Below are 13,389 nucleotides of genomic sequence, written 5' to 3' on the forward strand. Positions count from 1 at the left end.
CTGAGCTCTTCGATCATGACCGCGCCCTGGTCCGCGGGTCGATGACGCCGTACAGCAGGTCGACCACGAGGTTGGCCCCGAGCACGGCGAGCGTGATGTACAGGAACACGCCCTGCATCAGCGCGTAGTCGTTGTTGCTCACCGCGCCGAGCAGGCGGCTGCCGATACCCGGGTAGGAGAACACCTGCTCGGTGATGACCGAGCCCGACACGACGAAGCCGAGCGAGATCGCGAAACCCGCGACCGATGGCAGCGCGGCGTTGCGTGCTGCGTACGAGCGCAGGATGGTCCGGGGGGCGAGCCCCTTGGCCTGCGCGGTGAGTACGTAGTCCTCGGAGAGGGTCGAGACCATCATGTTGCGCATGCCCAGCAGCCAGCCGCCGACCGACGCGAGCACGATGGTCAGTGCCGGGAGGAAGCCGTACTGGATCGCCGAGAGGATGAACTCGGTGTTCCAACCGGGGGTGAGCGCCACGTCGTAGCCGCCCTGGATCGGGAACCAGCCGAGCACCGTCGCCAGCGCGTACACCAGCAGCAGAGCGAGCCAGAAATACGGCACCGCCGACAGCAGGGTTGTGGCCGGCACGAGCGAGTCGAGCCATGATCCCGGCTTCCACCCCACGATTGCCCCGAGCAGCACGCCAAGACCGGCGGCAAGCATCGTTGAGATGCCCACGAGCACGATCGTCCAGGGCATCGACGTGCCGATCACCTCGGTGACGCTCGCGGGGTAGTAGCTGACCGAGATCCCGAGATCACCATGCAACAGGTTGGTCAGGTAGGTGAGGTACTGGCTCCACAGCGGTTCTGAGGAGTCACCCCCGAGGAGTGCCGCGTAAGCTTCCCGCGCCTCCGGCGACACCGCACCGCCACGCTGCTGCAGCTTCGCCAACAGGATGTCGACGGGGTTGCCGGGCATCAGACGCGGGATGGCGAAGTTCAGCGTGAGCGCCGCCCACAGTGCCACGGCGTAGAAGCCGACCTTTCGCAGGAAATAGCTCACGTTTCACGCTCCTCGGGGGTGACTCACCGGATCAGCCCTGCGGCTCGAGCCGCTTGAAGATCTCGGCGCTGTCCATGCGCGACCACACCGCGGGGAAGGCGTACAGGTCGTCCTCCGATGGCCAGTTGCTGAACTCGTCGGTGTTCCACACGCTGGTGGTGCCGCCCGTCAGCACGGGGATGTACGGCATGTCCTCCACGAGCGCCGTCTGGATGGTGTCGAAGTGCGGCTGGCGTGCCGAATCGTCGTCGAGCGGCAGGGTCGCCAGCGCGTTGATCGCATCGTCGACCTTCTTGTTCGCGTAGCGGGCGAAGTTGTTGCCCGACGATTCACCCACCTTCGCGGTCGCGGCGGAGTCGAAGAAGTAGCGGTACACGTAGTAAGGGTCGGGCGCCGGTCCCTGCCACAGCGAGTCGATCGCCAGTTGGAAGTTGCCCGAGCTCTTCTTCTCGGTCCACTCGTTCCACGACGACTGCGCGCCGACAAGCTCGATGCCCGCGGCCTTGGCCTGGGAGGCCATCGTGTCGATCGCCGTGATGTAGTCGGTCCAGCCGCTGACGACCTCGACGGCGAGCGAGAGACGCTGACCGTCCTTGGCATAGATGCCGTCGTCGCCCTTGGCCCAGCCCGCCTCCTCGAGGATCTCGGCTGCCTTGTCTGCGTCGGCCTTGGCCGGGGCCACCTTCTCTTCGACCTGGTCGCTGATGAACGAGTCCTGGCTGGGCGTCAGCGCGAAGGTCGGGGAGATGTCACCGGCGGTATCGGCGAACGCAAGCTTGTTCAGCTGCGTGCGGTCGAGCGCGTAGTAAAGGGCGTGGCGCACGGCCGGATCGGTCTGCGGACCGGTGCAGCCGAGCTCGACGTTCGAGCAGGTGGCGAGCACCATCTGGCTCTGCCACTGAGTGAACGCCTCGTAGCCCGGGTGGTTCTTGCTGGTGTTCTTCACGTCGGGGATGGGGCCGGTGAACCAATCGATGGTGCCAGCCTTGATGCCGTCCGCCCCGGCCTGGTTGCCCGACAGGGCGACCCAGCGAATCGTCTTCAGCTCGGGCGTGGCACCCCAGTAGTCCTTGTTTGCGACGAAGGTGAACGCCTGCGGCTTGAATTCGCCGAGGGTGTACGCGCCAGTGCCGATCGGCTTCTCCACAACATCCTTGGTGGGGTCGATGTCCTTCCAGATGTGCTCAGGCACGATGACCGAGCCGAGCACGTCGGGACCCTTGACGAACGAGGGGGTCTCGAAGGTGAAGGTCACGTGCGTGTCGTCGACCTTCTCGACGGTGCCGTTGAAGCCGATGTTGTTGATCGACGGTGTGTTCTTGAGCATCTCGAACGTGAAGACGACGTCGTCGGCGTTGAACGCCTCGCCGTCGCTCCAGGTGGCGCCCTCGCGCAGCGTGACCGACAGCACTGTGCCGTCCTCGTTCCAGGTCTGCTCGGTGCCGAGCAGCGGCACAGGGTCGCTGACCGTGGCCTTGTTCAGGAAGAACAACGACTCGTAGATCGCGCCGACGCCGCCGATGCTCGACGGGGAGTACGGGTTGAAGTTGATCTGGTAGTCGCCCGACTGTCCTGTGTAGGCGACGAGTGTGGAGTCGGCGGCGGACTTGCTGCCGCTATCGCCGCTGGCGGGGGCGCATGCAACGGCGAGCGCGCCGGCGAGCACAGCACCGGCGACGGCGAGGCCGGTGCGGCGGAAGCCCTGACGGGTGGGGGTCATCTTCGGTCCTTTCTGAGTCAGGCTTCTCTGCCTGTCCTGTCGCGGGGTTCCCCATCGACGTGGCCTACTTTATACGCTAAATTTACTTCGTCAAGTTATTTCTCGAGAGGGTTACCATGCTCCAACCCGCGCAGGGCCGCGCGACGACGTCCGGCCGTCTGCTCGACCTCCTGCGCACCGCAGGAACCCTGAGCAGGGTCGAGCTGGCCGACGCCACCGGGCTTGCCCCGGCGACCATCACGAACGCCGTGCGCACCCTCATCGACGCCGGTCTGGTGCGCGAGGTCGGCACCGAGCAGCAGTCGCGCGGCCAGCCGAGAAGACTTCTGCGCCTCGAGCCAGATGCTTGGTACACCGTGGGCGTCCAACTCGATCGGGCCACGACGAGCATCGTCGCCGCCGACTTCACCGGCCGCATTGTCGCGTCGGCCGGTCTCGTCGGGGCGGGCGCGCGCGACCCCGAAGCGGTCATTGACGATCTTCGCGATCACGTCGCGGCGCTGCTCAGGTCCACCCGCGTCGCGCCGGAGCGCGTGATCGGCGTCGGGCTCGTCACGCACGGTCCGCAGAACCGCGTCGACGGCACTCTCGTCACGAACCAGCCCACACCGCGCTGGCGCGGGTTCCCGCTCACGCGCGCCTTATCGGAAGCCCTGGCCCTGCCGGTGCTGCTCGAGAACGACGCCATGGCAGCGGCCATCGGCGAGCAGTGGGGCGGCTCGCTGCCGACCGAGGACTTCGGGCTGGTGTACGTCGGCTCGGGAATTGGCGGGGCCGTGATCATCGAGGGTGAGCCTTACCGCGGCCGCGCGTCGAACGGCGTGGAGATCGGGCACATCGCCCTCGGCGGATCGGCAGACTGCAGCTGCGGCAAGACCGGATGCGTCGAGGCTGAGGCGGCCCCTCCGACCGTCGTCGCGCGGGCGTGCGCCGACCCGGTGCTCGCCGCCGACCTCGAACTGCGCCGCGACGCTGGCGAGATCCTGGCGGACTTCGAGCGGATCGCACGCGCGGCGAAGAACGGCGACGATCGAGCCGGCGCGCTGGTCCGCGCCTCGGCGGCCCACGTCGCCCGCGCAGCCCTCGTGCTGGCGGAGCTGTTCGACGTCGACACGATCGTGCTCGCCGGCCCCGCCCTCGGCACAGCGGGTCCGCAGTACCGCGAGGCGGTCGAGGAAGCTCTGCAGCAGTCCATCCTGCGCGACGCCGACCGGCCCCCGCGCGCGTTGCTCTCACCGCACGCCCCCACCTCGGCAGCGATCGGCGCAGCGCTGCACGTGCTGCGCGCCGTTCCCGTGGCTCTGCCAGTCTGATCCAACCGCCCCGCACAGATCACCACCGACCCTGATGACCCTCACCCCCGATGACCTCGTGCAGCCTCGGCTGCACCGAACCGCTGGAGTCTCATGAACGACAACACCCGGGTGCTGCGCCGCGACGGCGTGTCCGTCGCCTTCCGCCTCGCCGATGACGGCCTTCCCGCGATCCTGCACTGGGGAGCAGATCTCGGCGACGGCGCACTGCCCGCCGACGAGCTCGACCTGGTGACCTCGCGACAGACCGCCCCCGGCACCCTCGACGCCGCCTGGCGGGTACCCATCGTGCCGCAGGAGGCTGACGGCTGGGCGGGCGCCCCCGGCCTGCTCGTCACGCGCGACGGCCTGCCCGTGTTTCCCCGCTGGCGGATGCACGATATCGAGCAGCTCGAGAGCGGGCTCGTCTTCGACGCCCGCGACGAGGCCGCCGGCCTTACGCTGCGCTCCTCCGTGCAGCTCGTCGAGGGCGGGCTGGTGCTCGTCGAGCACGAGGTGCGCAACGACGGCGAGTCCGACCTCGACGTCTCGCGTCTCGACGCCATCCTCCCCGTGCCCAAGCGGGCGGAGAAGCTCACCACCTACGGCGGCCGGTGGACGGGCGAGAAGCAGCCCACCACCTACGACATGCCTCCCGGCTCGACCCAGCGCGAGTCGCGCCGAGGCCGCGGCGGCCACGATGCGCCATGGGTCGCAATGGCCAGCGTCGGCGCACCACGCAACCGCGCCGGTGAGATCTGGGCCGTGCACCTGGGCTGGAGCGGCGACCTCCTGCACAGGGTCGATCGCATGACCGAGCACCTCACCATGATCGGTGCCGGCGAGCTGCTCCGCCCGGCGGAGATCCGGCTCGCCCCCGGCGAGAGCTACCACACCCCGGTGGCGTACTTCGCATGGTCCGACGCCGGGCTGGACGGGATCTCGCGACGCTTCCACACCTGGATGCGCTCACGCGACAACCACCCTGCCACCCCGCGCCCGGTCGTGCTCAATACCTGGGAGGCCGTCTACTTCGACCACGTGCCGGCCAAGCTCGCTCGTCTCGCCCGCCGCGCGGCCGAGGCGGGCACCGAGCGGTTCGTGCTCGACGACGGCTGGTTCCCCGGCCGCCACAATGACACCGCGGGGCTCGGCGACTGGATCGTCGACCGCGAGAAGTGGCCTGACGGCCTCGAGCCGCTCGCCGAGCTCGTGCACGAGCTGGGCATGCAGTTCGGCCTGTGGTTCGAGCCCGAGATGATCAACCTTGACTCCGACCTCGCCCGGGAGCATCCGGAGTGGATCCTCGGCAACCCGGCGTCGATCCCGAGCCCCGAGGGTCTGTCGTGGCGCACCCAGTATGTGCTCAACCTCGCCCACCCGGGCGCGTTCGAGCACGTGCGCGCCCGCATGTCCGATCTCGTGAGCGCCCTCGCCGTCGATTTCATCAAGTGGGACCACAACCGCGATCTCGTCGAGGCCGTCCACGAGGGCCGCCCCGCCACCCACGTGCAGACCCTCGCCGCGTACCGACTCATGCAGCGCATCAAGGCCGACCATCCCGGCATCGAGATCGAGTCGTGCTCGTCGGGCGGCGCCCGCAGCGACCTGGGAGTGCTGCAGTATACAGACCGCGTGTGGGCATCCGACTCGAATGATGCGATCGAGCGACAGGACATCCAGCGCTGGACCGAACTGCTGCTGCCGCCGGAGCTGATTGGCGCGCACGTGGGTCCGTCGCCTGCGCACTCGTCGGGCCGCACGCTCGACCTGTCGTACCGCATTATCACCTCACTGCAGGGATCCGCAGGGTTCGAGTGGAACCTGCTCGGCTGCAGCGACGACGAGTTCGAGCAGATCAAGGCCTTCACCGCGATCTACAAGCAGCTGCGCCCGGTGCTGCACACCGGAGAGGTTGTGCACGGCGACATGCTCGACCCAGCGCTCCGCGTGCGCGGTGTCGTCGCCGCCGATCGCAGCGAGGCGGTGTGGACGTTCTCGACTGTCGCCGCCCCTCGTGAGTCGCTCGCCGAACGCGTGCAGCTCGACGGGCTCGACCCCGCCCGTCGCTACCGCGGCCGCGTGCTCGAGGCGGTCGGCAAGGCCGAGTGGGGCTGGGTCACGCCGGGCTGGCTCGCGGCAGGCGAGTTCGAGGTGAGCGGCCGCGTGCTGCGCGAGATCGGACTGCAGCTGCCGACACTGTGGCCGGCGCAGGCGATCCTGCTGCACCTCACCGCGGTCTGAGCCGCACCGCGGCGGGTCCCGTGCCGGGTCAGGTCGGTACGGGGCCCGTCGTCGCCCGTCGGACGACCCGCGCATGCGGCGCCTGCACGACGCGCACCTCACCCGCACCCTGCACGATCAGCGCTCCGAGCAGAGTGCCCAGGCCGTGCACATCGCGCGACACCGCCGAGATGGGAGGCTCGGCGAGGCGGCAGTGCACCGAGTCGTCCCAGGCGAGCACCGACACGTCGTCCGGCACCGAGAGTCCCGCTTCGATGAGCGCCTGATGCCCGCCGAGCGCCATGAGGTCGTTGTCGTAGATGATCGCGGTGGGAGGGGGATCGAGGGCGAGCAGTCCGCGCGTCGCCTCGGCTCCGGATGCCCGGCTGTAATCGCCCTGGGCATCCAACGCCTCCAGACCCTCCTCGGCGAGGAGCGCGGCGAGCGCAACCGCGCGCGATTCCGAGTGCAGCAGCGTGCGAGGGCCGGTGACGTGAGCGATCCGGCGGTGCCCGTCGGCGCGCACGTGCTCGACAGCCACCCGCACGGCGGAGAGCTCGTCGACCGCGATGCCAGACAGCCCGGCCGGCACCTCCGGCCCGAGCGCGACGGGGTGCAAGCCCAGCGATAGGCACTGCTCGACCCGGGGATCGTCGGCGACGAGGTCGGTGAGCAGCACCACGTCCACCTGGCCGTCGGCCCCCCAGCGGCGGTACACCTCGAGCTCCGCCGCCACCGATTCTTCGAACACCACGAAGACGGTGCCCCCGGCGCGATCGAGCGCCTCCTCCATTCCGGCGAGAAGGTGAGCGTAGAACGGGTCGAGGTCTAGTGAGTCGACCGACCGTCGTTGCACCAGTCCGACCCGTGGTCCGCCGTCGGGGACGACGCCGGCCGCTGTGCTCTGGGTCGTCGATGCCATGAGGCTAGTATGACAAGCGTTTCATGACTTCCGACCCGTCGCCCACGGCCTCTCCTCCTCCCCCGGAGACGCCTGCCACCATACGCACCGAGCGGGGCTCGTCAGCCACGAGCAGATCGGTCGTGTTCGACGCGATCCGCCGCCTTGGACGGACCAGCCGCGTCGAGATCGCTGGCGAGACGGGATTCACCGCGGCGACGGTCACGCACGCGGTACGCGCGCTGCTCGCCGAGGGGCTGATCGTTGAGACCGGCGACGTGGCACGCACCCGCGGCAAGCCGCGCGTGATGCTCTCGCTCGCGCCGAAGGCGCGATGCGCCGTGGGCGTGCAGTTAGAGGCGGACTGGACAGTGATCGCCGTGGTCGATGCAACCGGGCGGCTCGTTGCGCGCCAACGAATCCGCGGCGCTCGGTCAGCCGATCCGGGTGCGGTGGTGGAGCGCGTCTGCGGGCACGTGCTGGCACTGCTGCGTGCGAGCGATGTGGCTGTCGAGGCGGCCCTGGGCCTGGGGCTGGTACTGCCTGGCAGGCTCGACATCGACCGCGGCACGCTCGTGGAGTCGTCGTCGCTGCCGCAGTGGGTCGGCATAGGCATCCGCGACATGTTCGAGGGCGCGACGGGCCTGCCAGTGCTGATCGGCAACGACGCCACCGCCGCCGCTCAGGGAGAGCTGTGGGGCGGCGGCCTGGTTCGCTCGCGCGCCCATGCGACGGTCTGCATGGGGGCGTCCATTGGGCTCGGGCTCGTGCTGAGCGGGCAGGTGTACGCCGGCGCGACCGCGAACGCCGGGGCGCTCGGCTCGATGCCGCTGCCTGGCTCGGCCGACGGCGCGACCCTCGCCGAGATCGCCGCACCCCCCGCCGTCTCTGCCGCCGCTCGCACGGAGGCCGGAACGCACCTTCCTCTCAGCGCCGATGACGACCCCTTCGCCGATTTCGCGGCGATCTCCGCCGCCGCCGTCCAGGGTGACGCTTTGGCATCCGCTCTCATCCAGACCTCGGCCGACCACCTGGCCGACGCGATAGTGGTGCTCTCCGCCCTGCTGGACCTCGACTCGGTGACCCTCACCGGTCCGTCCTTCGCGGTAGCGGGCAGCATCTACCTGGCGGCGCTCCGCCGTCGCTTCGCGCAGCAGCCGCGGGCCTCAGCGGCCCCGGTGCGCACTCGGCTGTCGATGCAGGCGGCGGATGCCGCGGCCGTGGGCGCCGCGGCGATGGTGCTCGGCATCGCGATGCCGGCTCTCGCCGAAGACGCCCCCTGGCACCGCAGCTGAGCGCCGGGCACCAGGGGACGGTCCTCTCCGCGGCCCCGGATGCGCTCGACTTCGTGGTGGCCGTCCGAGAAGCAGAGGTTCGCCCCGCGCACGTCGCCCAGCAGCGCTGCGCCCAGCTGCCGAAGTCCGCCAGCGTCACCCCGGCGGATGCCGCGATGAACGCGTCGGTGCGGGGCGCCAGTCGGTGAACAGGATGCTGACGAGCGCCGGCCCGACGCTCAGCTGCTTGCCGACGGCGGTGTATGACGCTGATCGACGTCTACGACCTCACCTTCAGCGGGATACGGCGGCGCCGCGCGCGCGGTTGGTTCATCGTTCGCGCCGACACCACCTGTTGCACTAGAGGCTCGCGCGAGGGCACCTCAATCACTCCCTCTGCGTCGCGTTCGCCCAGAACGGCTCCCGCAGAGGCGGGCCGAATGCCGCCGGGGTCGAGGCGGAGGTCACGTTCACTCGGGTGCGTATTCGTTTGCACTGTTGGGCGCTACGCGCGAGCACACAGCCAACGGTCACAACGACCCGGCCGTCACACGTTTCTTGACAACGTACAGATGATCAGAAGTCCCAGTCCTCATCCTCGGTGGCCTCGGCCTTGCCGATGACGTACGACGAGCCCGAGCCGGAGAAGAAGTCATGGTTCTCGTCGGCGTTCGGCGACAGGGCCGACAGGATCGCCGGGTTCACGTTCGTCACGGTGGACGGGAACATGGCCTCGTAGCCGAGGTTCATCAGGGCCTTGTTGGCGTTGTAGTGCAGGAACTTCTTGACGTCCTCGGTCAGGCCGACGCAGTCGTAGAGGTCCTGCGTGTACTGCACCTCGTTGTCGTAGAGCTCGTACAGCAACGAGAAGGTGTAGTCCTTCAGCTCGTCCTTCTTCGCCTGGTCGAGGGTCTCGAGACCGCGCTGGTACTTGTAGCCGATGTAGTAGCCGTGTACAGCCTCGTCGCGGATGATCAGGCGGATCAGGTCGGCCGTGTTGGTGAGCTTCGCCCGGCTCGACCAGTGCATCGGCAGGTAGAAGCCCGAGTAGAACAGGAACGACTCGAGCAGGGTCGACGCCACCTTGCGCTTCAGCGGCTCGTCGCCACGGTAGTAGTCCATGACGATCTGCGCCTTGCGCTGCAGGTTCGGGTTCTCCACCGACCACCGGAACGCCTCATCGATCTCACGGGTCGAGCACAGCGTCGAGAAGATCGAGGAGTAGCTCTTCGCGTGCACCGACTCCATGAACGCGATGTTCGTGTAGACGGCCTCCTCGTGCGGGGTGAGCGCGTCGGGGATCAGCGACACCGCGCCCACCGTGCCCTGAATGGTGTCCAGCAGCGTCAGGCCGGTGAACACCCGCATCGTAAGGGTCTGCTCCTCGGGGGTGAGCGTGTTCCACGACTGGATGTCGTTCGACAGCGGCACCTTCTCGGGCAGCCAGAAGTTGTTGACCAGGCGGTTCCAGACCTCGAGGTCCTTGTCGTCCTGGATGCGGTTCCAGTTGATCGCCTGCACGTGATCGAGCAGCTGCAGCTTCGGGGATGTCATTCTTTCCTCATTTCCGGCTGTGTCGACTGCATGTCATCGATGCAGTGCTGACAGGTGTCTTTGTACACGCCCTTATTGGTGTGATGGCGCGTGTGCGCGCTGCGGCGGCTGGACGGCATCGGCCGTCCTTTTCGAACGGCCGACATCTTCGCACGCGTTTCAGCGCTGGCAGTCTTCCCGAAGTTGGGGTTCTTCTCGCCACGCCGCATTTCCGAGAGAAGACGCCGCGACTCCTCCGACATGGTGTGGCCGTAGCTCGGATGTTCAGGACCAAACTTCCCGAAGTTCGGGTTGACGGCTCCGGAATTCATCCCCTTCCGCACCTCCGACCAGTGTGCCTTGAGCTCCTCGCTGTGCTTCCGGCCCCAGCTCGGATGATCCGGACCGGTCGGCACGTTCTGATGCTTGCGGCCCCGCGAGCGATCGCCGGCTGCTTTCCGCTGCTCATCAGTCCAGACGTAACCCCGAGGCCCGAGGCCACCCTCGGTGAGGTTCAACAGCCGATGCCCTTTCCTGCGCAGCTTGGCGATCCACCGGCGCTCGGCTTCGCCGAGGTCCTCGAGCCGATCGCTCATCACCAGTTCCACCGGTTCGAAGTACGCCGCCTCATCGGAGTCCAGCTTCCGCAGCCAGTCGTAGAAGGGCGTCTTGCGTCCGCCGTGGGCCGCTTTCAGATGCTGGCGTCGACGGAACTCGATCGTCTTCGACGTGATGCCGACGTACCGGTACTCGCCGGTCTCGTAGAGGCGGACAGCGTAGACCACGCCGGCGAACGGCCATTGGTCCACGCGGTCCGCAGCCACGGTCGTCATCTCCTCAACAGGTCACAGCGTGCAGGACACGCACGTGTCGAGCTCGGTGCCTTCCAGCGCCATCTGCCGCAGGCGAATGTAGTAGATCGTCTTGATGCCCTTGCGCCAGGCGTAGATCTGGGCCTTGTTGATGTCGCGGGTGGTGGCGGTGTCCTTGAAGAACAGCGTCAGCGACAGCCCCTGGTCGACGTGCTGGGTGGCGGCGGCGTACGTGTCGATGACCTTCTCGTAGCCGATCTCGTACGCGTCCTGGTAGTACTCCAGGTTGTCGTTCGTCATGAACGGCGCCGGGTAGTAGACGCGGCCGAGCTTGCCCTCCTTGCGGATCTCGATCTTCGACGCGATCGGGTGGATCGACGAGGTCGAGTTGTTGATGTAGGAGATCGACCCGGTCGGCGGCACCGCCTGCAGGTTCTGGTTGTAGATGCCGTGCTTCTGGACGGACTCCTTCAGCTCGACCCAGTCCTGCTGCGTCGGGATGTGCTTGCCGGCGAACAGCTCCTTGACCTTCTCGGTCTGTGGCACCCACGCCCGCTCGATGTACTTGTCGAAGAACTCGCCCGTGGCGTACTTCGACTCCGCGAAACCGTCGAAGGTCTCACCGCGCTCGATCGCGATGCGGTTCGACGCGCGCAGCGCGTGGTACAGCACCGTGTAGAAGTAGATGTTCGTGAAGTCGATGCCCTCTTCGGAGCCGTAGAAGACGTGCTCGCGGGCCAGGTAGCCGTGCAGGTTCATCTGCCCGAGGCCGATGGCGTGCGAACGGTCGTTGCCGTCCTCGATGGAGCGCACCGAGCCGATGTGGCTCTGGTCGCTCACCGCGGTCAGGGCGCGGATCGCGGTCTCCACCGTCTGGCCCAGGTCGTCGGCATCCATCGCCAGGGCGATGTTCATCGAGCCGAGGTTGCAGGAGATGTCCTTGCCGATCTCCTGGTACGAGAGGTCCTCGTTGTAGGTGGTCGGGGTGTTCACCTGCAGGATCTCGCTGCACAGGTTGGACATGTTGATGCGACCCTTGATCGGGTTCGCCTTGTTCACCGTGTCCTCGAACATGATGTACGGGTAGCCCGACTCGAACTGGATCTCGGCGAGGGTCTGGAAGAACTCGCGCGCGTTGATCTTCGTCTTCTTGATGCGCGGGTCGTCGACCATCTCGCGGTACTTCTCGGTGACCGAGATGTCGCCGAACGGCACGCCGTACACGCGCTCGACGTCGTACGGCGAGAACAGGTACATGTCCTCATCGTTCTTCGCCAACTCGAATGTGATGTCGGGCACCACGACGCCGAGGGAGAGGGTCTTGATGCGGATCTTCTCGTCGGCGTTCTCGCGCTTGGTGTCGAGGAAGCGCAGGATGTCGGGGTGGTGCGCGCTGAGGTAGACCGCGCCGGCGCCCTGACGCGCCCCGAGCTGGTTGGCGTAGCTGAAGCTGTCTTCGAGCAGCTTCATGACGGGGATGATGCCGGAGGACTGGTTCTCGATCTGCTTGATCGGCGCGCCCGCCTCGCGGATGTTCGACAGCAGCAGCGCCACGCCGCCGCCGCGCTTGGAGAGCTGCAGGGCGGAGTTGATGCCGCGGGCGATCGACTCCATGTTGTCCTCGATGCGCAGCAGGAAGCAGCTGACGAGCTCGCCGCGCTGCGCCTTCCCGGCGTTGAGGAAGGTGGGGGTGGCCGGCTGGAAGCGACCGGAGATGATCTCCTCGACCAGGCTCACCGCGAGCTTCTCGTCGCCGTCAGCGAGCGCGAGGGCGGTCATCACGACACGGTCCTCGAACCGCTCCAGGTAGCGCTTGCCGTCGAACGTCTTCAGTGTGTAGCTGGTGTAGTACTTGAAGGCGCCCAGGAACGTCTCGAAGCGGAACTTCTTCGAGTAGGCCAGGTCGTTCAGCTTCTGGATGAAGTCGAACGAGTACTTCTCGATGACGGCCGGCTCGTAGTACTCCTTCTCGACCAGATAGTCCAGCCGCTCCTTGAGGGAGTGGAAGAACACGGTGTTCTGATTCACGTGCTGCAGGAAGTACTCCCGCGCGGCACGCTTGTCGGCATCGAACTGGATCTTCCCGTTCGCGTCGTACAGGTTCAGCATCGCGTTGAGGGCGTGGTAGTCCATCCCCTCGTACGCGGGGTTGACCTTGAACGCCACCTGGTCGGCCAGGGCCGAGTCCGTCACTGCAGCTTCCACCATCGTTCCAATCCGTCGCTCACGCGATCGACGTCGTCCTGCGTGCCGAATACTTCGAGCCGGTACAAGTGCGGCACGTGGCACTTGCGGCTGATGATCTCTCCGGCAAGGCAGAAGGCCTCTCCGAAGTTGGTGTTGCCTGCGGAGATCACTCCGCGGATGAAGCGTCGGTTGCGCTCGTCGTTGAGGAACCGGATCACCTGTTTGGGCACGGCACCCTTCTCCTCGCCTCGCCCCTGTCCTCCCCCGTAGGTCGGTGTGATGAGCACGAACGGCTCGTCAACGACGAGCGGCTCATCGGTGCTGTGCAGGGGGATGCGGCGGGCGGGAAGGCCGAGCTTCTCGACGAAGCGGGCCGTGTTGCCGGAGACGCTCGAGAAGAACACTACGAGCGGAGCGGCGGTCGCGACAGCGCTCATGAGATCT

Annotated in this window: 11 protein-coding genes; 4 read left to right on the top strand and 7 right to left on the bottom strand. The window is 67.3% G+C overall.

Features of this window, described 5'->3' with window-relative positions:
- Window positions 1–13 precede the first annotated feature (13 nt).
- Both RIF65_RS11990 and RIF65_RS11995 read right to left on the bottom strand, forming a co-directional pair.
- A complete protein-coding gene (locus RIF65_RS11990; RefSeq protein ID WP_309065690.1) occupies window positions 14–1,003 on the bottom strand; it encodes an ABC transporter permease in 990 nt (329 codons plus the stop codon).
- A 31-nt stretch (window positions 1,004–1,034) separates the two neighbouring features.
- Window positions 1,035–2,723: an ABC transporter substrate-binding protein gene (locus RIF65_RS11995; protein WP_309065689.1), complete on the bottom strand. Its 1,689-nt coding sequence runs from the start codon at window positions 2,721–2,723 to the stop codon at window positions 1,035–1,037.
- 116 nt (window positions 2,724–2,839) lie between these two features.
- Between RIF65_RS11995 and RIF65_RS12000 the strand changes: the two genes are divergently transcribed.
- Together RIF65_RS12000 and RIF65_RS12005 are read left to right on the top strand one after the other, a co-directional pair.
- The gene (locus RIF65_RS12000; protein WP_309065688.1) at window positions 2,840–4,036 is read left to right on the top strand and encodes an ROK family transcriptional regulator; all 1,197 of its coding nucleotides are present in this window, start codon (window positions 2,840–2,842) and stop codon (window positions 4,034–4,036) included.
- A 93-nt stretch (window positions 4,037–4,129) separates the two neighbouring features.
- Window positions 4,130–6,259, top strand: a complete 2,130-nt coding sequence (locus tag RIF65_RS12005) for an alpha-galactosidase (protein ID WP_309065687.1) — start codon at window positions 4,130–4,132, stop codon at window positions 6,257–6,259.
- Window positions 6,260–6,287: 28 nt separating this feature from the next.
- On the opposite strand, the gene RIF65_RS12010 is transcribed toward RIF65_RS12005, so the two are convergent.
- On the bottom strand, window positions 6,288–7,160 hold the full coding sequence (locus RIF65_RS12010) for a LacI family DNA-binding transcriptional regulator (RefSeq protein WP_309065686.1): 873 nt from the start codon (window positions 7,158–7,160) through the stop codon (window positions 6,288–6,290).
- Window positions 7,161–7,282: 122 nt separating this feature from the next.
- On the opposite strand from RIF65_RS12010, the gene RIF65_RS12015 reads away from it, so the two are divergent.
- Window positions 7,283–8,434, top strand: coding sequence for an ROK family transcriptional regulator (locus RIF65_RS12015; protein ID WP_309065685.1), 1,152 nt, complete (start codon window positions 7,283–7,285; stop codon window positions 8,432–8,434).
- A 56-nt stretch (window positions 8,435–8,490) separates the two neighbouring features.
- On the top strand, window positions 8,491–8,622 hold the full coding sequence (locus tag RIF65_RS12020) for a hypothetical protein (RefSeq protein ID WP_309065684.1): 132 nt from the start codon (window positions 8,491–8,493) through the stop codon (window positions 8,620–8,622).
- A gap of 367 nt (window positions 8,623–8,989) precedes the next feature.
- Here the strand turns inward: RIF65_RS12020 and nrdF are convergent, their stop codons facing one another.
- From nrdF to nrdI, 4 genes are read right to left on the bottom strand one after another with little or no spacing between them, the layout of a single operon-like run.
- Window positions 8,990–9,967 (bottom strand): class 1b ribonucleoside-diphosphate reductase subunit beta, encoded by a 978-nt coding sequence (nrdF, locus tag RIF65_RS12025; RefSeq protein WP_309065683.1) that lies wholly within the window; start codon window positions 9,965–9,967, stop codon window positions 8,990–8,992.
- A complete protein-coding gene (locus tag RIF65_RS12030; protein WP_309065682.1) occupies window positions 9,964–10,770 on the bottom strand; it encodes an NUMOD3 domain-containing DNA-binding protein in 807 nt (268 codons plus the stop codon). The genes nrdF and RIF65_RS12030 overlap by 4 nt, the downstream gene beginning before the upstream one ends.
- Window positions 10,771–10,791: 21 nt before the next feature.
- On the bottom strand, window positions 10,792–12,966 hold the full coding sequence (gene nrdE / locus RIF65_RS12035) for a class 1b ribonucleoside-diphosphate reductase subunit alpha (RefSeq protein ID WP_309065681.1): 2,175 nt from the start codon (window positions 12,964–12,966) through the stop codon (window positions 10,792–10,794).
- Complete coding sequence (gene nrdI / locus RIF65_RS12040) at window positions 12,948–13,382, bottom strand: class Ib ribonucleoside-diphosphate reductase assembly flavoprotein NrdI (protein ID WP_309065680.1); 435 nt, start codon at window positions 13,380–13,382, stop codon at window positions 12,948–12,950. The genes nrdE and nrdI overlap by 19 nt, the downstream gene beginning before the upstream one ends.
- Between the last annotated feature and the right edge of the window lie 7 nt (window positions 13,383–13,389).

Source organism: Microbacterium sp., from assembly GCF_031180975.1.
Lineage (GTDB): Bacteria > Actinomycetota > Actinomycetes > Actinomycetales > Microbacteriaceae > Microbacterium.

Coding starts and splice junctions, on each gene's coding strand:
- RIF65_RS11995 (WP_309065689.1), bottom strand. CDS start 2,723: ATGACCCCCACCCGTCAGGGCTTCCGCCGCACCGGCCTCGCCGTCGCC.
- RIF65_RS12000 (WP_309065688.1), top strand. CDS start 2,840: ATGCTCCAACCCGCGCAGGGCCGCGCGACGACGTCCGGCCGTCTGCTC.
- RIF65_RS12005 (WP_309065687.1), top strand. CDS start 4,130: ATGAACGACAACACCCGGGTGCTGCGCCGCGACGGCGTGTCCGTCGCC.
- RIF65_RS12010 (WP_309065686.1), bottom strand. CDS start 7,160: ATGGCATCGACGACCCAGAGCACAGCGGCCGGCGTCGTCCCCGACGGC.
- nrdF (WP_309065683.1), bottom strand. CDS start 9,967: ATGACATCCCCGAAGCTGCAGCTGCTCGATCACGTGCAGGCGATCAAC.
- nrdE (WP_309065681.1), bottom strand. CDS start 12,966: ATGGTGGAAGCTGCAGTGACGGACTCGGCCCTGGCCGACCAGGTGGCG.
- nrdI (WP_309065680.1), bottom strand. CDS start 13,382: ATGAGCGCTGTCGCGACCGCCGCTCCGCTCGTAGTGTTCTTCTCGAGC.